This window comes from Companilactobacillus kimchiensis, assembly GCF_001438805.1.
Taxonomy (GTDB): domain Bacteria; phylum Bacillota; class Bacilli; order Lactobacillales; family Lactobacillaceae; genus Companilactobacillus; species Companilactobacillus kimchiensis.
This window is the reverse complement of record NZ_JQCF01000010.1, coordinates 33535-53414: the sequence shown is the minus strand read 5'-3', so window position 1 is coordinate 53414 and position 19880 is coordinate 33535. Positions and strand designations below refer to the sequence as shown.

At 34.2% G+C, this 19880-nt stretch carries 22 protein-coding genes; 17 read left to right on the top strand and 5 right to left on the bottom strand.

Features of this window, described 5'->3' with window-relative positions; all coding sequences use genetic code 11:
* The first annotated feature begins 115 nt into the window (after window positions 1-115).
* Entirely contained in the window at window positions 116-976 is an 861-nt protein-coding gene (locus IV57_RS06675; protein ID WP_057880729.1) for an SDR family oxidoreductase, read from the top strand.
* Window positions 977-1043: 67 nt separating this feature from the next.
* On the opposite strand, the gene IV57_RS06670 is transcribed toward IV57_RS06675, so the two are convergent.
* A complete protein-coding gene (locus tag IV57_RS06670) occupies window positions 1044-1490 on the bottom strand; it encodes an Rrf2 family transcriptional regulator (RefSeq protein WP_057880728.1) in 447 nt (148 codons plus the stop codon).
* 173 nt (window positions 1491-1663) lie between these two features.
* Between IV57_RS06670 and IV57_RS06665 the strand changes: the two genes are divergently transcribed.
* The 7 genes from IV57_RS06665 (at window position 1664) to IV57_RS06635 (ending at window position 7084) form a co-directional block, all read left to right on the top strand.
* Complete coding sequence (locus tag IV57_RS06665; RefSeq protein WP_057880727.1) at window positions 1664-2602, top strand: ABC transporter ATP-binding protein; 939 nt, start codon at window positions 1664-1666, stop codon at window positions 2600-2602.
* Window positions 2602-4122 (top strand): ABC transporter permease/substrate-binding protein, encoded by a 1521-nt coding sequence (locus IV57_RS06660; protein ID WP_157051926.1) that lies wholly within the window; start codon window positions 2602-2604, stop codon window positions 4120-4122. Before IV57_RS06665 ends, IV57_RS06660 begins: the two co-directional genes overlap by 1 nt.
* 111 nt (window positions 4123-4233) lie before the next feature.
* Complete coding sequence (locus IV57_RS06655; protein ID WP_057880762.1) at window positions 4234-4866, top strand: DUF6198 family protein; 633 nt, start codon at window positions 4234-4236, stop codon at window positions 4864-4866.
* A gap of 133 nt (window positions 4867-4999) precedes the next feature.
* Complete coding sequence (locus IV57_RS06650) at window positions 5000-5275, top strand: hypothetical protein (protein WP_057880726.1); 276 nt, start codon at window positions 5000-5002, stop codon at window positions 5273-5275.
* Window positions 5276-5394: 119 nt separating this feature from the next.
* Entirely contained in the window at window positions 5395-5847 is a 453-nt protein-coding gene (locus IV57_RS06645; RefSeq protein WP_057880725.1) for a MarR family winged helix-turn-helix transcriptional regulator, read from the top strand.
* Window positions 5847-6365 carry a GNAT family N-acetyltransferase gene (locus IV57_RS06640; RefSeq protein WP_057880724.1) on the top strand — a complete coding sequence of 173 codons (519 nt, stop codon included), beginning with the start codon at window positions 5847-5849 and terminating at the stop codon, window positions 6363-6365. The genes IV57_RS06645 and IV57_RS06640 overlap by 1 nt, the downstream gene beginning before the upstream one ends.
* A 5-nt stretch (window positions 6366-6370) precedes the next feature.
* Entirely contained in the window at window positions 6371-7084 is a 714-nt protein-coding gene (locus IV57_RS06635; protein ID WP_057880723.1) for a B3/B4 domain-containing protein, read from the top strand.
* 71 nt (window positions 7085-7155) lie between these two features.
* Here the strand turns inward: IV57_RS06635 and IV57_RS06630 are convergent, their stop codons facing one another.
* Complete coding sequence (locus IV57_RS06630; protein ID WP_057880761.1) at window positions 7156-8301, bottom strand: MFS transporter; 1146 nt, start codon at window positions 8299-8301, stop codon at window positions 7156-7158.
* Between the two features lie 156 nt (window positions 8302-8457).
* Window positions 8458-9213 carry an NrtR DNA-binding winged helix domain-containing protein gene (locus tag IV57_RS06625; protein ID WP_057880722.1) on the bottom strand — a complete coding sequence of 252 codons (756 nt, stop codon included), beginning with the start codon at window positions 9211-9213 and terminating at the stop codon, window positions 8458-8460.
* 247 nt (window positions 9214-9460) lie between these two features.
* Between IV57_RS06625 and IV57_RS06620 the strand changes: the two genes are divergently transcribed.
* Together IV57_RS06620 and IV57_RS06615 are read left to right on the top strand one after the other, a co-directional pair.
* A complete protein-coding gene (locus IV57_RS06620; RefSeq protein ID WP_057880721.1) occupies window positions 9461-10057 on the top strand; it encodes a WxL domain-containing protein in 597 nt (198 codons plus the stop codon).
* 64 nt (window positions 10058-10121) lie between these two features.
* Window positions 10122-11165 carry a WxLIP family cell surface protein gene (locus tag IV57_RS06615; RefSeq protein ID WP_057880760.1) on the top strand — a complete coding sequence of 348 codons (1044 nt, stop codon included), beginning with the start codon at window positions 10122-10124 and terminating at the stop codon, window positions 11163-11165.
* A 50-nt stretch (window positions 11166-11215) separates the two neighbouring features.
* Here IV57_RS06615 and IV57_RS06610 read toward each other — a convergent pair whose 3' ends face one another.
* Window positions 11216-11527 (bottom strand): DMT family transporter, encoded by a 312-nt coding sequence (locus IV57_RS06610; protein ID WP_057880720.1) that lies wholly within the window; start codon window positions 11525-11527, stop codon window positions 11216-11218.
* A gap of 244 nt (window positions 11528-11771) precedes the next feature.
* On the opposite strand from IV57_RS06610, the gene IV57_RS06605 reads away from it, so the two are divergent.
* The 6 genes from IV57_RS06605 to IV57_RS06580 all read left to right on the top strand — a co-directional run bounded on the left by IV57_RS06605 (window position 11772) and on the right by IV57_RS06580 (window position 16303).
* Window positions 11772-12260 (top strand): GNAT family N-acetyltransferase, encoded by a 489-nt coding sequence (locus IV57_RS06605; protein ID WP_057880719.1) that lies wholly within the window; start codon window positions 11772-11774, stop codon window positions 12258-12260.
* 73 nt (window positions 12261-12333) lie between these two features.
* Entirely contained in the window at window positions 12334-13524 is a 1191-nt protein-coding gene (locus IV57_RS06600; RefSeq protein WP_057880718.1) for an NADH-dependent flavin oxidoreductase, read from the top strand.
* Between the two features lie 160 nt (window positions 13525-13684).
* Window positions 13685-14395, top strand: a complete 711-nt coding sequence (locus IV57_RS06595; protein WP_057880717.1) for a hypothetical protein — start codon at window positions 13685-13687, stop codon at window positions 14393-14395.
* Window positions 14396-14398: 3 nt separating this feature from the next.
* A complete protein-coding gene (locus tag IV57_RS06590) occupies window positions 14399-15016 on the top strand; it encodes an AAA family ATPase (RefSeq protein ID WP_057880716.1) in 618 nt (205 codons plus the stop codon).
* 266 nt (window positions 15017-15282) lie between these two features.
* Window positions 15283-15990, top strand: coding sequence for an AzlC family ABC transporter permease (locus tag IV57_RS06585; RefSeq protein ID WP_057880715.1), 708 nt, complete (start codon window positions 15283-15285; stop codon window positions 15988-15990).
* Window positions 15977-16303: an AzlD domain-containing protein gene (locus IV57_RS06580; protein ID WP_057880714.1), complete on the top strand. Its 327-nt coding sequence runs from the start codon at window positions 15977-15979 to the stop codon at window positions 16301-16303. The genes IV57_RS06585 and IV57_RS06580 overlap by 14 nt, the downstream gene beginning before the upstream one ends.
* Window positions 16304-16333: 30 nt before the next feature.
* Here the strand turns inward: IV57_RS06580 and IV57_RS06575 are convergent, their stop codons facing one another.
* Entirely contained in the window at window positions 16334-17332 is a 999-nt protein-coding gene (locus IV57_RS06575; protein ID WP_057880713.1) for an AraC family transcriptional regulator, read from the bottom strand.
* A 118-nt stretch (window positions 17333-17450) separates the two neighbouring features.
* Between IV57_RS06575 and IV57_RS06570 the strand changes: the two genes are divergently transcribed.
* Window positions 17451-19856, top strand: a complete 2406-nt coding sequence (locus IV57_RS06570; protein ID WP_057880712.1) for a glycoside hydrolase family 2 TIM barrel-domain containing protein — start codon at window positions 17451-17453, stop codon at window positions 19854-19856.
* Window positions 19857-19880 lie beyond the last annotated feature (24 nt).

Here is a 19880-nt window from a genome sequence, read left to right as displayed (position 1 = left end):
TATATTATTTATTACCATATATTTGTTAAAAAATATTAAATTCAAAAGATAAATCATTTGACTACTTGTAACTATCACAGTAACATGTATAACGTAATCAGGAGGTAGTCAAATAATGAAGTATATTATTACGGGTGCTACAGGTCATTTAGGTAGCCAAATATTTAAAGAATTATTGAAATTGGTTCCTAGTACGGATGTAACTGCTGGAGTTCATACGGTTGCTAAGGCAAAACACATTTCAGATACTGGAGCTGGCGTTGTGCCAATCGACTTTCTTCAAGAAGATAGTTTGATCAAGGCTTTTCAGGATAAGGATGTTCTGATTTATGTTCCTAGCAAGAGTCATGACAGTTTTAGTCGGGTCACTGAATTGGAGAATGTCGTTCAGGCTGCTCAAAAGGCTAACTTAGGTCATATTCTTGCAATGGGATTTATTGCCGATCAAGCCAATAATCCGTTTGACTTGTCAGCATTTTATGGTTATTTACCTAGAAGATTGGCTTCATCAGGTATACCTTATACTATTGTTAGAAATGGTTTGTACGCTGATCCATTAGTGCCATATTTGCCAGAATTAATTGAAAGAAAAAATGTGATTTATCCGATGAATGATCAGGCTTTATCATTTATTAGTTTGAATGATAGTTCAGAAGCCTTTGCGAAGGTTGCAGCGACACCAGAGCTATTAGAAAATGGGCGAATTTATACATTAACGCAATCAAGAAATTATACAATGCCTCAATTGGCTGAAGTTTTAAGTGAAGTTGCTGGATCACCAATTGGATATCAACCAGTCAGTTTGAATGAATTCGGTGAGATCTACAATGATGGTAACGAAGGTCATATGTTGTCCTCAATGTATGATGCTGGTGGACGTGGACTTTTGAATGTTGTCAGTGATGATTATCAAAAGATAATGGGACGTCCTGCCACAGGGCTAAAAGAGTTTTTAATAAAAAATTATAAAAAATAAAAAACTGTATTAACTGGAATTTTCCGGTTAATACAGTTTTTTTGATGGTTTGTCACAATCGTCAAATTTAATTATTAATACGATGTTCTTTTGCTTTTTGCTCAACTAAGATAGTTTCAATAACATCTTGTAACGAAATATTATTAAATTTTCGTAAGGCGGCCATTTTAGCATCCTCATAATATGCGCCTAAAACTTTTTGTATATTACCACCGACGATGCAATCTGGATTGGTACTGGTGTCCAGAGTAAACAACTGTTTATCACCTTCAACGGCCAAATATACGTCTAACAACGTGATATCTTTCGGACTTTTGGATAATCTGGGTTCAGCAGTGCCTTTTTTAGTGGCAATTAAATTATTTTCTCGTAAAACTCCCATTAGTCGTCGAACAACAACCGGGGATGTTTCAATACTACTAGCAATTATTTCACTCGAAAGTTTTTTTTGATCATAGATATCTATGAAAGCTAAGATATGAATGGAATCACTAAAACGTGTTGATACTCTCATGTATATTTTACCTCATATGTAACTTTTGATTTTACAAGTATTATCATAGAATGATTTGTCAAATTAGTCAATCAATTGATAATGTGCGTTTCGTTTGACAGTTATTTCGAATTATCATATATTATTCTTTGAGTATTCTTGTTACTTAAAAAGTTACACGAAAGAGATTTGTTATGATAAAGTTTGAACACGTATATAAACAATATGAGGATAATCCAGCCATAGAGGATTTGAATTTAGAAATTCAAGATGGAGATTTTTTTGTGATGGTTGGAACAAGTGGTAGTGGAAAAACGACGACCTTAAAGATGATCAATCGTCTGATCAAACCAACTTCTGGACAAATATTAATTGATAATAAGGATATTGCCACATATGATCTTCAAGAAATGCGTCTCAATATGGGCTATGTTTTACAAAATATTGCTTTATTTCCTAATTTGACGATTGAAGAAAATATTACCATTCAACCAGAATCATTACATTGGCCTAGAGAAAAAAGAAAGCGTGTTGCTTGGGATTTATTGAATAAGGTTGGTTTAAAACCAGAAGAGTATGCGAAACGTTTTCCTAATGAATTATCTGGAGGGGAGCAGCAGCGAGTTGGTATCATTCGGGCATTAGCAACGAGTCCTAAAATGGTATTGATGGATGAACCCTTCAGTGCTCTGGATCCAATTTCACGAACTCAATTACAGGATTTGGTTTTAAAGTTGCATCGTGAATTAAAGATCACTTTTATCTTTGTCACACATGACATGCATGAGGCAGTTCGTTTAGGTAATACGATTGCCGTTTTAAGCAAAGGACATTTGGAACAAATTGGTAATCGGGATGATATTTTGAACCATCCTAAAAATGATTTCGTTAAGGGATTCTTTCAATTGGAAAAGACTGGCCAAGCAACAGTCGGTGAATTGTTGGATTCTGGTTTGGGTCAGGGAACCCAATCTGAAATAAATTCAACATTATTAAAACAGGATTCAATTAATCGTTTGGCAACAGAATTAAAAGATAATAGTGGGATCGTCATTTTTGATAATGATAATACGAGTTGTAAAATTACTACTGCCGATCTATTAGACTTTTTAGCTAAGGAAGGTGAGAAATAGTGAATGCAGTAATTCATATTTTACAAACTCAGAGTGGCGGTATCATGGAGGCGTTGGGTCAACATATTTCAATATCATTGATTTCATTATTTATTGCGGCACTAATTGCAATTCCTTTAGCAATTATTCTAATGACACATAAAAAAACTGCCGAAGTTATTTTACAAATAACCAGTATTTTACAAACAATTCCTAGTTTGGCTTTATTGGGTATCCTAATTCCTTTCGTAGGAATTGGGACAATTCCTTCAGTTATCGCATTAGTTATTTATGCGGTGATGCCAATTTTTCAAAATACTTATTCAGGACTAACAACTATTGATCCTAATTTGGAGGAAGCTGCTGAGGCTTTTGGATTGTCTAGAACTAAGAAATTACTTAAATTTCAAATACCATTAGCAATGCCGATGATTATTTCCGGCATTAGAATTGCTATGGTCATGATCATTGGGACTGCTACTTTAGCAGCATTAATTGGTGCTGGTGGTCTAGGTACCTATATTCTTTTGGGAATTGAAACCAATAACAATGCTCTTTTGCTCATTGGTGCAGTACTTTCAGCTATTTTGACTTTGATCTTTAGTTTTTTGATCAAAATCATTTCCAGACTTTCCTTGAAGAAAATAGGTATTTTGGTTACCACAATGATTGTTTTATTTGGTGGATATGCTGGGTATCGTAGTATTGCTAGACCTGATGTTAATATTACCATTGCCGGTAAAATGGGTGGCGAACCAGAAATTTTAATCAATATGTATAAGGATTTAATTGAACAGGATCATCCTAATATGAAGGTTTCTTTAAAACCAAATTTTGGTGGTACTTCATTTCTTTATAAAGCCTTGCAGACGGGTTCAGTGGATATTTATCCAGAATTTACGGGAACGGTCTTACAAACTTTAGTGAAAAATAAGCAACAGATAGGGCATGATCCTGAAAAAACTTATCTTTTGGCTCAAAAATTATTAAAAGAACAAGCTCAGATGACTTATTTGCAACCAATGGAATATCAAAATGGTTATGATTTAGCAGTTAAAAAGAGTTTTGCTAAGAAATATAATTTAAAGACCATCAGTGATTTAGTTAAAATTGAGGGCCAATTACATGCTGGTTTCGATCCTGATTTTTATCAGCAACCAGCTGGTTTTCCTGGAGTTAAAAAATCCTATAACTTAGATATTGCCAGCGTTAAAACAATGGAACCATCGATTCGTTATAAGGCAATTGCTAATGATAAAGTTAACTTAGTCGACGGTTATACGACGGACCCAGAAATCAAAGAATACAATTTGGTAGTTTTAAAAGACGATAAGAATTATTTTCCACCATATCAGGGGGCACCTTTGATGACAGAAAAATTTGCTACAAAGTATCCTGAAATTAAGAAGACTTTGAATAAACTATCTGGAAAAATCAGTGCTACTGATATGCAAAAAATGAATTATTTAGTAACTGTAAAACATGAGAAGGCTTCAAAAGTAGCTCATGAATATCTAGTCAGTCATAATTTATTAAAGTAAAAAGTTGAGATTATTTCTCAACTTTTTTTGTGTCCAAAGGTCAATGTGTTGTACCATAATCAACATATTGTGAGGAGTGATAGTATCAAAAATTCGATACAAACGAGAATCATTGGGTTAGTTTCAGGATTGATTCTAAACGCATTCGGTAATGGATTATGTATTTCAGCTGATATGGGTAGTGGCCTATGGACGGCCGCTGCAGTGAATATGAATCATTGGTTTGCTTGGAATACTGGTTTACTACTGTTTACTATGGGAGTAATTAATGCCATCACTAATCAGTTTTTGATTAAACGATTTGATGGAAAACGATTGATTGGTGAAATTCTATACGTTCTTTTTTTCAGTTATTTCGTAAATATCTTTACGAGTTTATTAAATCGAGTGGGTGTACCCAATCTTTCAATATTTTTAAGAGCTATTTTATCGTGCTTAGGAGTAGTCTTCTTTTGTATAGCTATTTCTTTGTATCAGCGGGCTAATATTGTGATGCATCCTAATGACGACACGACTAATATTCTAAGATTTTTATATTTGAAGGGTAATTCGACCGCTGCTCAGATCATTGACTTCGTCCCTCCAATTATCATTATCATTGTGGCTGGAGTTGCTATCAAAGGGGTGTATTCGGTTAACATTGGAACTTTGTTCTCATTTATCTTTAATGGAATTTTGATAGCTAGTGCCGATAAATGGGTTTGGCCAGGATTAAAACATAATTTTAAAACAACAAATAATTAATTTATAGATATTTGGCATTTAAGTGAAATTTTCTCCTATTAGTTATATAATAGAAACACGGAATATAGTAAACGCTTTCATAGGCGCTTATTATTACGTGGAGTCTTAATACTTAATTAGGTGGTGTGTATTGATGAAACTAAATGACAATACTGAAGCAAAGAGAATTCTATCGGAGCTATATACCGATATTAATAAGGCAAAAGATTTAGATAAAGAGGATTATGCTAAAGATTTTGTTTTAAAGACATATAATTTACTAAATAAGAATTATTCATTCCAATATCTATTTGGTAGATTGCGTGATGATCGTAAGGTTCAAGATGTTCTTACAAAGTTAACTAACGGTACAGAATATAAAGAATCGATTGATCAATTTGCTCACAATGTTGGCTATGCCATTAATTAAAAATTGAATATTAATTTAGAGTGGCAATTTATTGATTGTCACTTTTTTTATTATACATTTTGTTGCAATTACAACAAAATGGTTGTACAATAATTTTTGTTCGAAAGAGAGGCATGTTTGTGGCAGATATTTTGAGATCAATTGGAGTAATCGCACGTTCATTGGATTCAATCAGTAATATTGAATTTAAGCAATACGATTTAACTAAGGGACAGTATATTTATTTGGCTAGAATTTACGAGCATCCTGGAATTATTCAAGAGAAAGTCGCTGAAATGATCAAAGTTGATCGTACCACGGCAGCTCGGGCCATCAAAAAGTTAGAGAATAATGAGTTTATTGTCAGGAAACAGTCACAGGATAATAAAAAAGAAAAGAAATTATTTGTAACTGAAAAAGGTAAAAAAGTTTATCCGATTCTTGACCGAGAAGAACATTTTTCAAATGAAATTGCCCTTAAGGGATTATCGTCGGCCGAACGAAAACAAATTTTTAAATTGTTGGAGACGGTTGAAGGTAATATTTCTGAGAACTGGGAATATGTTAAGAAAGGTAATAAGCGGATATATTAATGGCATTTCAAATAAGAAGATGTACATTGCAGGATTTAGCAACTTTACAAGCAATCAGTATTGAAACATACACTGATACTTTTGGAGAGTTTAATACGCCAGCAAATACAAAAGCATATATCGACTCGGCCTATGATCTGACAGTTCTTAAAACTGAAATGCTTAATGTTAATTCAGAATTTTATTTTATGTATTTGGACGAGCAACTAGCAGGCTATTTGAAGGTTAATATTCTGGATGCTCAGAGTGAATTAATGGCAGACGATTTTTTGGAAATTCAAAGAATTTATATTAGAAAACCTTTTAAACGTTTGGGATTAGGTAAAAAGTTATTGGAGTTAGGTTTGGATCGAGCTCAAGCATTACAAAAAAAACGAGTTTGGCTAGGAGTTTGGGAAAAAAATTTCCCAGCTCAAAAATTTTATCGTCAAATGGGATTTGAACGATATAGTGAACATAAATTTGTAATGGGTGATTCAGTTCAAACGGATTATATTTTAAAGAAGGATTTGAGGTAGTAATTTTGACAAAAGTAATAGTAGATAATAAGTTCTGGGAATTGTTCCCTGAAGCACAAATCAGTACATTAGTAATTCATGGTATTGACAATCATGTTGATGAAAAAGATGATCCTTACTTTGCTAAGTTGTTAAGCGATTCAGCTAAAGAGTCAGAAAAATTTATTTCTAATGAATCATTTAAAGATAATGAAGTTGTTGATGAATGGCGTGAGGCCTTTAGACAATTTAAAACCAAAAAGGGTGTTCGTTGTTCCATTGAAGCCTTATTGAAACGAGTTAGCCAAGGACGTGAATTTTCACCAATCAATCCTTTAGTGGATATTTATAATAGTATTTCTTTGAAATATGGTGTTCCCTGTGGTGGTGAAAATATTAATGCTTTTGATGGTGATCTCCATTTGGGAGAAGCTCAAGGTGGCGAAGGTTTTAAACCATTAGGGGCTACAGAAGACGCTCCGGCTTTACCAGGAGAAATCATTTACTATGACCAAGCTGGTGCCATTTGCCGTTGTCTTAATTGGCGTGAGGCTCAAAGAACTATGTTGACAGAGGATACTACTGATTCAGTTTTAGTTATTGAAGCAATCAATGAAAAGCAGGCCAAACGTGCCAGTGAGGCGATTGTTGAGTTGAAAGATTTAATTGAAAAATATTTTAAGGTTGATGGACGAATTGAACTTTTGACAAAGGATCATTCAGAAACAGCTAGTTTATAAAAATTAAAATAAAATAAATGGCCTCAATTCGTAATTTGAATTGAGGCCATTTTATTATTCAAACGAAAAAATCATTGTTGGTCACGATCGACCATTCCAAAGGTTAAAACAAGGATACCAATAATGAGAGCTATGACAAAATAAGAAAAGATAGTTGCGACGTTGATACCTTTTCCCAAAGAAAAACCAATCAAGTAAGGTCCAATAGTAGCACCGATGCGACCAATTGATTGAGTGAATCCAATTCCTACACCACGAATTTCAATAGGATATTGAGTTGGAGTTAAAGCAATCATAATACCCCAGGCCCCTAAGGTGAAGAATGATAATATACAACTGCTAAGAACGACTAACCAAACAGTTTGGGCGGTTCCAAATAGGAAGGCTCCGATAATTGTGCCAATAAGATAGATTCCTAGTACCTTCTTACGACTAATTTTCCCCATCAGATAGGCAGCTAAGAAATAGCCTGGTAATTGTGCCACACTCATCAGTAGCGTGTAACCAAAGCTATGTACGACTGAGAAGCCACGTTTGATCAAGACACTTGGGAGCCAAAGAAACATTCCATAATAAGAAAACATGATGACAAACCAGAGAATACTTAAACAAAAGGTTGCCCGACGAAAATCAGATGACCAAATTTGCTTGAGGGTCGATTTTAAGTTTAATTTTTCATTCTTAATATTAGTTTGTTCTGGTAAATGACGACGAATAACCAAAGTGTATAAGGCCATAATTGAAGTAATGATAACGGTTGGACGCCAGCCATAGACGGGCATAAAGAGGAAGGCTAGTAGGGATGCAATGATCCAACCGATGGCCCAAAAACTATCAACAAGAATTAACATTCTAGAGCGTTTGTGTCCAGAAAATGAATCAGCAATAATGGTTGTGGCTACGGGTAATTCACCGCCCAAACCAATTCCAGTGATGAATCGGACTAATAAAAATTGAGAAAGGTTAGTTGTCAAAGCTAAAGCTAGGTTACTAATAGAAAATAATAATAATGTAATGATAATAATATTCTTTTTGCCAAAACGATCAGCTAAATATCCGAAAAGAACGGCCCCAATCATCATTCCGACAGTAGTGATCGAGCTAACCAATCCAATCTGACCATCGGTTAGAGTCCATTCTTTCTTAAGTAGTGGCATGATGAATGATAATAGTGCTACATCAGCCGCATCAAATAACCAAGCGGTTCCGATGACCATTAATAGTTTCAGACCACTTTTATCCTTTACTTCTGTATTCAAAACAATAAATACCTCCCAGAATTATATAAAAACATAACTATTTTTATTAAAGGTAAGAAATACCTTAAATAGTGTAAAACAAGACTAGCATTAGTCTTATTTTGGGTCAAGTAATCAGGCTAGTTTATATAGTCTGGCTGGACGGCCACTCTTACCGTGTTCCAAACCAACTTCAGTAAAAAGATGGGCATGAGTTTTGCGAAAGTTTGAGTTATCAATGCTTTTAGCCGATTCTTTCCAAAAGGTAGCATAGACTTCTCGAGCTGTTTTGAGAGTAAAACTGGTACCCAAAATTAGTAAAATAGTTGGTAAATAATCTAACCGATTCGTAATTCTTTGAAAAGCTAAACGTAATATTAAGGAGTGATCAGCGGCCAATTGGTTGGTATCATGATATTCTTGAATATTTTTATAAAATTCTTTTTCCGATATTTTAGTGCTTAAAGTTTTGAAAGCTAAGTCATGATGACTTAACAGGTATTGGTCAGGTAAATAGTCAACTTTGAACCATTCAGCATCTTTGGCCCCATAACCTGCAGTTAATTTTGATGGATGCGGCAAATAGGTCATATATGTTAAGGCGATTTCCCGATGATCGATAATTCGATTAACATTACTGAAAGTAGCTAACTGTTCAGTATAAAAATCAGGTAACTTAATACCGATTTTTTCACGAATTAAACGAAGAGATGCCTCTTCAGCATTTTCATTGGTTCTTAATAATGTTGTGGGTAAACCCCATTTGTCAGCATCAACGCCTAGAGAATTTTTAACCAATAGAATTAAAACCTTTTTATTAGTAGCATCAAAACTCCAAATGATATTAGCAATATTGATCATTAAATTATTGGTTAAATTCGGTTCATCCATTGATTTAGTCCTCTTCGATTATTGTTATATTTATTATAATTTACTTTCTGTATAAAATCAGAAATATGCGGTGCTTATGATTGCTTGGTATCTAGAATGATTATATAACTGAATGTGGAGATAAAGAAATCTCCATTAATAAAGATGGTATGAGAGTGTCATTCCCTTGGATCCTAGACCAAAAGGCTATCTTGTAGATTGGTCCTAATTCATATCGATAATTTATCGGATATGGAGGGGAAATATAATGAAAAAAATGTTAAAGAATAGTTTGTTAATAGGTGCAGCAATTTTAGGAATTGGCTCGATTGGGGCTGGTGGACTTGAGGCTAAGGCTGCTACGACGACACCGCCAACTACAAGTGCCACGGCGACTATTACGCCACAACCAGTAATGCTTAAGAGTGAACCTGGGATTGCATTTGGTACCGTAGATTCAAGTGCCGACGATATTACTTACAAATCAACTGCCATTACAGGTGGTTTGCAAGTTGCTAACCCTGGTGAACCAACTGGTTGGTCGGTTTCAGTAGCTGATTCACCATTTACTGCTGGAACGGGTGGTGCTACTTTGAAGAATGCTCAATTGTCAGTAGCAGACAGTTCAACAACTCCAGTTAAAGCCGATGATGCGGATAACGTTTCAACATTACCTACATTTACTGGTACAACACCAATTTCTAGTGCTCCTGTAACTGTTTTGAACGCAGCTGCTGGTGCAGGTGTTGGTTCTTTCACCGCTTCATATGAACCAACCGACGCTTCACTTGCAGTACCAGCTGGTAATATTGGAGGCTCTTATAGTTCAACATTGACTTGGACTTTAGCTAACGCACCAGCTTAAAATTAATTGAGGAGGGGTATATTAATTAAATATGCCACTTCTTTTTTTTCGGGGAGGTAATGTTTTGAAAAAGAATCTACTGATTTTTCTAATGTTCTGTACAAGCTTTTTACTAACTTTTATGGTTACTGAAAATACCGTCAACGCTGCAGCAGCAACACCAGTGAATTACAGTATTACACCTGAACCAGCTAGTAATCAGATCGATAAAAATATTAGTTATTATGATTTGAAAGTAACTCCTGGTCAAAAGGAGACAATTAAATTTAAAATTAATAATGATGATATTAATAATCATACGTATAAGGTTTTAGTCAATCGTGCGACAACCGATGTTAATGGGGTGATTGATTATAATTTACATAACATTGCACCAGATAGTGATTTACAAGATAATATTGAAAAATTAGCAACTTATCCGCAGACAGTTGCCGTTGATGCTAGATCCTCGAAGGAAGTTGCCATTGATCTGACAGCCCCTAAGAGTGAATTTACTGGCGAATTATTAGGCGGTATATTTGTTGAAGAAAATGATCAGGTTGCTAATGATAGTAAGTTACCAAAGGGCGTTTCCTTAAAAAATAAATATAATTATGTATTAGGCTTACAATTACAACAAAATACAGCTACGATTAAGCCTGATCTTAAATTGGTCAAAGCTTTTCAAGCAGTTAAGAGTGGTCAAGTTTATGTTGATGCTGAAATGGATAACGATGTACCAACAATTGAAAAAAATGTTACGGTTGATGCAAAAGTTACCCCCAAGGATAGTCCTAAGATTATTTTGAAGGCTGATAAGGCAAAAATGTCTATGGCTCCAAATAGTGATTTCGATTATCCTGTGGATGTTAATTCTGTCACTGGTGCTAATAAGAACAAACGTTTAAAACCCGGAACTTATACGATGGATCTTAGTGTGAAAGCTAACAATAATAAAAATTCTTGGAATTTGAAACGGAACTTTACAGTTACTAGCGAACAAAATGCTAAACTCAATAAGACGGTTCCAAATCGCTCCAAGGATATCTGGATCATTCTTGGTAGTATTGCAATTTTGATTGTGATTGCTGGCAGTGTAATTTTGATCTACAGAAAGAATAAGAGATAAAAAAATGAAGTGTGATTTTATAATCACACTTCATTTTTTAATAATTTGAATTAAAAGACATTGATCAAAACAGTGCCTGAGACTACTAGAACGAGTCCCGCAATTGATGCTAATGAAACTGATTCGTGGTAAAAAACTATTCCTGCAATAGTTACGAGTATCAATCCAATGCTACCCCAAGTAGCGTAAGTTAAACTTAAAGGTAGTCTTTTCAAAACGTGTGAAAGAACAAACAGACAAATAAAATATGAAGCTAATGTGCCAATAGTAGGCCACAAGTTGGTGAAACCGTCTGTTTTCTTTAAGAGTGAAGTTCCTAAGACTTCAAAACCGATTGATACTAAAAGTAATAAGTAATTCATAGGCTTATCCCCGGCTCTAAAATTTTTGCTTTCAATATCATAGCCGATTTTTATTGAAAATGCACTAATTATTTTTTGGATTTTTTTCGAATAAATTATAAATATTGTTAAAACTCATTATTACCAGGGATTTTTCAATCTGAATGATAGTTAAATTTGTTTCGTTAAGTAGTTTTATTGAGGAAATTTATTTAACGTTAAAAATATAGCTTGGTATGATATTAGAAATAGAGAGGTATATTTTATGGAATTTGAAAGAGTTACATTAAATGATTTAGACGCCATTATGGCAATTGAACAAGCTGGGTTTAATGCTGCTGAGGCGGGTAGTCGTGCTAGTTATCAAGATAGAATTTTAAATTTAGGGAGTAATTTTATTGTCGCTAAAGATGATGCTGGAAATATTTTGGGTTTTGTCTGTGGACCGGCAGTAAACGACCGATTTGTTAGTGATGAAATGTATGAAAATATCTCAAGCAATCGAGAATCTGGTGGTCATCAAATGATTCTAACGATTGCTATCAGTCCCAGATTTCGTGGTCAAGGTATCGGGAGTAAACTTTTACAACAATTTGAAAAGCAAGCGCGACAGTTAAAACGAACGAGTATTGCTTTAACTTGTTTATTAGATCGGGTACCATTCTACGAAAAAAATGGCTATCAAAATATAGGTATCTCGGATTCAATTCATGGCAATGAAATTTGGTATAATATGGAAAAAATTATTGGATAATATAACTATAAGTGATAATAATTTACAAATGTAGTCGTTGTGATAATCTGAATTAGAAAGCGAGGATTTTGTGATGACAGATTATAAATTTTTGGAACCTTATACTTTTGAGAAAAAAGGTATTACCGTGAAAAATCGGGTTGTGATTCCACCAATGACAGAGGAAATGAGTTTTTCAAATGGTGAAGTTACAGCTGACGAATTGCGTTATTATCAAATTCACAGTGGTGGTGCTGGTTTGTTTATTACCGCAACTTCTAATGTTAATGATTTAGGTAAGGGATTTGAGGGTGAGTTAAGTGTTGCTAGCGACAAATTTATTCCTGGGTTAACCAAGTTGGCCTCAGCTATGCATCAAAATGGTACAAAGGCTATTTTACAAATCTTTAGTGCTGGTCGGATGTCTTCAACGGCTATTTTGCGAGGACAACAACCAGTTAGTGCTAGTGCGGTAAAAGCAACTCGTAATAATTCGGAAACTCCACGTGAATTAAGTGAGGCTGAAATCGAACAGACAATCAAAGATTTTGGTCAAGCCACTAGACGAGCAATTGAAGCAGGATTTGATGGAGTTGAGATCCATGGAGCTAATACCTACTTGATTCAACAATTTTTCTCACCACATTCTAATTGTCGAACCGATAAGTGGGGTGGTTCAGTTGAAAAGAGAATGGCTTTCCCATTGGCAGTTATTGATGAAGTGCAGGATGCCATCGATAAGTATGCGGATCGACCTTTCTTGATGGGATATCGGAGCTCACCTGAGGAAATTGAAACTCCAGGTATCCGCTTTGATGATACTTTGAAATTGATCGATGTTTTAAAGACTAAGTCAATTGATTATCTACATGTTTCCATGGGGAGCGTCTGGAGAAAGTCACTCAATGATAAGACTGTCGAAACGCCATTAAATGTAACTATCAAACAACATCTTGGCGATTTGCCATTGATCGTTGTAGGGGATATTCAAACACCTAAAGATGCTGAAAAGGTTCTTGATGAGGGAATCGATTTTGCTGCTATCGGGCGTGAAAGCTTACGAGAACCACATTGGGTTCAAAAAGTTATGGCCGGTGATGAGAAAGAGATTCGTTATACCATTTCGCCAGCTGATCGTGAAGAGTTAGGCCTAATGGGTACATTCTGGGACTTTCTGATGGGATCATTCCATGATGGACTACAATTGAGTAGTGAGCCACATACCGTAAATGATCGTCAGAAATTTAACAATACCTTAGACCATATTTTTGGCGGTGGCAAATAAATATTTAAAAATAAAACAGATACGAAAAATGTATCTGTTTTTTTGTGTTTAATTATTCAAACTAGACATTTTGAAATATATCAGTCTGGCGATTGACAACAACATTAAACTATATTAATTTTATTAGTAAATATTTAATCGTTATAGGGGATGAGTTTTTATGCTTGAAAATGATATGGCAATGTTCAAATTACAATTGAAAATTGCTTTAAAAGAAAAAATGGTTTTCTTTTACACACTGATTATTCCAATTATTATGGTCTTTATTAATAAGGGACCCAGTTTTCGAGACAATGAAGTGTTATATCTCTATTGGGCCTACATTGTAGTTACTACGATTTTGAATGGTTTTTTAATGAATGTTATTCAATTACGTGAGAATGGCTTCCTAAAAACACTGTCATATTTAGCCGGTTCACGATTTTCAGTCGTTATGTCGTCTTTTTTAGTTCAGTTATTGATTATTCAAGTAGAAATTCTACTATTTAATTTAGTCGTCACGATATTTATTACGCCAGTTTCACCATGGACTTTTTTGTATAGTTTTCTAGTGTCGTTTCTAGCAGTTTTCTTATGTGCCGCTATGCTGTCAGGTTTATTGATTTTAAAAGTCAAACAGAATACCTTTACTGTGATAATTAATTTGTTTCTGCTAATTGGTATTTTCCTATTAGGCATCCGACCACAGAGGACTTGGAATTATTTCTTAACTGTTTTTAATCCCTTTCAGTTGATCTATGGACTTTACAATGTACCTTATACAACAGTCGCTTTTGGGATATTTGAAGGGACTTGTACGTTTGTGTATTTGGTTATGGGATTTTTTATTTTTGATAAAATATCGATTAAAAGTCAATTAAGCCGGGTCTAGCAGATGAAAATTGAAAATTTTAGTTATACTTATGGAACTAGAACGATTTTTGATCAAGTTGATTTATATTTTGAAGATTGTCAGTTAAACTTTATTCTTGGCGAAAATGGAGTTGGTAAATCAACATTATTGGATTGTATTGCTGATGTGGATGGTAAACGAGGTAATAATTTCATTGGTTTTCCTAAGCCTAATGAGATAGCCTATCTTTCCCAAGGTAATAATTTTAATTTTGAGTTGACGGTACAAGATATTTTACAGTTTATGAAACAGTTACATGGAATTATTAGTTTCAAGGTTCCAGTGGTAATTAAAAAAATATTACACGTTAAATTTGGGAACCTTTCTGGAGGAGAACGAAGAATTCTCTTAGTATTCATCAATACAATCATTGATAAAGATCTTTATATTTTTGATGAACCAGAAAGTGGTGTTGATTTGAAACATGCTCAGGAGATATTTGATTGGTTTCGGGAACTGACAGAACAAGGAAAAACAGTGATTATCACGACGCATAAGTTAGATAATATTTACGATACGGATAATGTGATCTATCTTAAGAATCCACGAGAAGTATTGTCAGATAGTTATTTGAAAGTAAAATCGCGTATGGCCTTTTAAAATGTGACCGTATTTCAGCTAAAATAATCAAAAAATTGCTACCGCTTATTCATTCGGTAGTAATTTTTTATTTGAAGTTAATTGTCCCAGTTGATCGTAGTGGTAAGATTCAATTTATTGAAATCAGTAATTTCATCAGCAGTTATCAACCAAGATCCAGTGGGTGAAAAAGTATGTTAATAACATATAATGATTTTATTGTCTAATTGACATATAACTAAATTAAAATTATTATAATAATCTATATGAAATTAGGGGGAGAGTATATGGATGACAGCTTGAGTGTCGAGAGTGCCATAAAAGATACCCTGCCAACTGTATTTGGTTACATTGGAATAGGGCTTTCATTTGGGATTGTCGCGGCATCGGCGGGAATGAGCGTTTTAATGGCAACATTGATGTCTTTGATCGTGTATGCAGGATCGGCACAGTTCATTTTGATTAGTTTATTGGCAATCGGGACGCCAATCGTATCAATTGTCTTATCAGTTTTTTTGGTTAATTCACGAATGATTTTGATGAGTATGACCACAGCAAACTTTTTTAAGAAAAATTCACTTGTGGAAAATATTTTGATCGGTAGTTTAATTACCGATGAAAGTTTTGCCTTGAGTATGAATAAATTAAACTTCACAGATGGTAAATTAACTTTTAAATGGTTTAATACTGTCAATTTAATGGCTTATCTGGTTTGGGTAGTTTCGACGACAGTAGGAGCGATGTTAGGCAAGATTATCAGTGATCCCGAAAAATTAGGATTGGATTTTGCCTTGGTGGCAATGTTTATTGGTTTGCTTTATTTACAGTTGATCAGTGATAAAACCATTTCATTGAAAGTGCAATTGATGGTTGTGGCAGTTATGTTGCCATTAGTATACTTTGGACTAATTTTTATTTCTAGTGACTTATTGATTTTAGTGGTCACATTAATTGGCTGTGGGTTAGGAGTGATTTTGAAACATGCCATCGACTAAATTTGTGTTTTGGACGCTGATAGCTTGTGGAATTGTTACCTTGTTATCAAGGATTCTACCGTTTATCTTATTGAAAAAATTTAATTTATCTGCAAAGGTTGTGGAATTTCTAAGCTTTGTTCCTATCACCATTATGGCTGCATTGTGGTTTGAGAATCTTTTTAAGCAACATTTAGGTCAGTTACCACAGATCGACTATGCCAACTTGATTGCTTCAATTCCGACCGTTTTGACGGCGATTTTAACGAAAAAATTATTGTTGATTGTGATTGTGGGAATTATTTCTCTAGCATTAGTGCGTTTAGCAATTTAAATATTATTATATGTCTCAACAAAAAAGCAGCTAATATTTCTCGAAAGGGAGTTTAGCTGCTTTTTTGATTTTAAATTTTTGTCGGAAAGCATTGGGAGATAATAAAACATGTTTTTTGAAGTAATGATAAAAATAGATTTCACTAGAAAATTCCAGGCGCTCAGCAATAACTTTAATTGTTAGATCAGTAGTAGTTAAAAATTCTTCAGCGGCATTAATTTTAATTTTTTGAGAAAAACCAGTGATAGTTAGATTGGTTCTTTCCTTTAACAAACGATTCATATATTCAGGATTGTAGTGTAGCTTTTCCTCCAGTTCCTGTCGAGTAACACAGCCATATCCCTTTTTAATGATATGAATTATCTGATCAACTAAATAATCATCCTTAGAAAGTTCAAATGAAACACTATTCAAGGTGAAATGATTTTTTTCATTTAATTCCGAAAGAAGCCTTAAAATGAGTCCTAATTGGAGATAATGTGAGCCGATTTTTTGAGAAGCAATTTCCTGTTGCAACACGTCCAATAATATATCCAATGATTTATTAGTAGAGGGCATGATACGACTGAATTTTAAATAATTTCTTTGCCAGTTATTATCTTGTTTTAAGTTATATTTTAAAAATGAGTAGATTTGAGTATCGGTTTTTAATTCCGGTAATAATTGACTTAACAATGAAACAGATAGATTAATAAACATAACCATGCAATTATTGTCCAAAGATTCAGTATGTTTGATTTGAGGATTTAGAAAGCAGCCCTCACCAGCTTTAAAGGAGACTTGTTGATTCTCTAAATAATTAGTTAAGCTACCTTGTAAAACAAACATTAATTCAAAATCTTTGTCTTGATGCATTGCTTGATAATCCTGGGCTTCGAATGAATTGATCTGTCCATTTTTAACCATAGTGTAAAGAATTTTATCAGCAGACTTTTTTTTATAAAAAATAGAAATCGGTTCGGTTGTATTGATTGTTAAACCTTTGGAATTAACTGTGTTATTTAGTTTACTGAAATTCTGATTTTTCATAAATTTATCACCACCAAGTTGGAAAATGACAGTAAGCGTTTGCGAATTATTGAATAAAAACATTATATCATATTCAAAATTTGGGTAATCTGAAGTTAAGCTGAAGGGATGAAATGATATGCATAAAAGAATAAATATGAATGACGACTGGTTGTTTCATTATGGAGAATTACAACAGCAACCAAGAAAAATCTCCAAGAAAGCATTAGCGCTTGGCGGATACACAGCACCATTGCCCAATGAATTAGGTTCAAGACTTCCCATTAGTGAAGGTGGAAGAAATTTTTTGAAATTAATTGCTGGTGGTAATGAAACAAATGGCTTGAAGGCCTTAACTGATACTGATTTAACTTCAAAATTGGATGATTCTTGGAAAAAGATTGATATTCCACATGATTGGCAGCGTGATGAACCATATGTTGAGGACGTGAACAAAGCGATGACCGGTTCAAAGCCAGATTCAATTGGTTACTATCGAAAGACTTTTCAACTACCTAAAGATGATTCTGACATTTTCAAAACTGTGATCAATTTTGAAGGAGTCATGGGAATTACTGATCTTTGGTTTAATGGTGCCTATTTGGGACGTCACAATAGTGGATACTCAGCATTTTCTTATGATATCTCAGAGATGGCTCATTATGGATCAGAAGGAACAAATGTAATTCTATTGAAGGTTGATAAAACATCTGGTTCAGAAGGCTGGTGGTATGAGGGAGCTGGTCTTTATCGGACGGTTTGGTTAGAGCAAGAGGCATCAATTAGTTTAAATAGAGCAAGTGCTTATATTTATACCAAGAAATTGACGACATCGTATGCTGAATTAGGTTTGGAATGTATGGTTGAAAATAATTCAGAGAACACCCAAATTATTGCCCCTAAAATTATTTTAGATGGTCAGACAATGATTCAATTTGAACCACAGTCAATCAATAGTCTATCCTCATATACTTTTAAAAAATCGATTAAGGTCACTTCACCAAAGTTATGGTCGCCTGAAAATCCCCAAATGTATCAAGCCGCTTTTATTATTCCAAATGATGAGATTGATAAAAAGTTTGGTATTAGAACCTTTGAATATACAACGGAAGGATTTTTCTTAAATGGAACAAAGTATCAACTTCGCGGAGTATGTGAACATCAAGACTTTGCTGGTGTTGGAATAGCATTGAATCAAGATATTGTTGATTATAAAGTTAAACTCATGAAAAAAATGGGTGTTAATGCCTGGCGTAGCACGCATCATTTTGCATCACCAGAATTACTACAGGCATGTGATAAATACGGGGTTATTTTAATTAATGAAAATAGATTATTGGAATCAACTCCCTGGAGAATTAATGATTTAGAGAGGGCTGTCAAAGCTAGTCGCATGCACCCATCACTGGCTTTTTGGTCAATTGCTAACGAAGAACTTAGTGGTAACACTGCAGTAGGGAGCCGAATTGCTGCGAAATTAGTTCGGACAATAAAAAAATATGATTTTGAACATTTAATTATATCGGCCGAATTGTTAACTCCAAGTGGGGAACTTAATGCAGATTATTTAGAAAATTTAGATGTCTTAGGTGTGAATTATCCGGAAGCTGAAGTAATGGGTCCCAGTGCCAAACGAATAAAGCAGCGGTATCCTGATTTGCCGATGATGAGTACCGAAAATGCGTCTTACTTTTCAACTAGGGGAGTTTATCAAGATAATCTAGAAAAAAGTCAATGTAATAATTTAGGATCATATTTCTCAATGGTTTTACCGGGTATCAGAAAAAAAGGTGATCCTGGGTTAGGCGGTACGGCACATCCAGAAAGAACTTTACAGTATATGAAAGAGAATCCTTATATGGGTGGAGTATTTTTGTGGACGGCATTTGATTATTATGGGGAACCGGCACCATTTGGTTGGCCTGCCATTAGTTCACAGTTTGGTATAGCCGATCTTTGTGGTTTTCCGAAAGATTATTATTACTACTATCAAGCTAATTGGACAAATAAACCGATGGTTCATGTCATGCCTAGTTGGAATAAGAAACAAATTGAGATTGATGATAAAGGGATGACTAATGTTCGGGCATTTAGTAATGCTGCTGAATTGGAATTGTTTATCAATCACCAAAGTTTTGGTAAACAATTAGTTAAAGATGGACAAGTTAATTGGCATGTTCAATATCAATCTGGTTCTTTGGTGGTAAAAGCTTATCAAAACAATCAAGAAGTGGCATCTGATTCACAGTATAGTAATATGGAATTAAAAAATATTACCTGTGATAAATTGTTTGAAGGTACAACAACAAATCTTTATAAAATATCAGCCTTTGATGATAATGACCACTTACTTAGTTCTGCCAACAACGAAATAAAGATTCAAGTTGAAAATGGCAGGATCATTGGAGTAGGCAATGGTAATCCAATTGATCACAGTTTGAGTGGAAAGACTAGTGTGAAACTATTTAATGGATTGGCTATGATCATAGTCTCCAAAACAAATGAAAGCGAACCAGATATTAATTTAAAATTAATCAAATTTTAAAACCAATTATGGGTACTTTTTTAG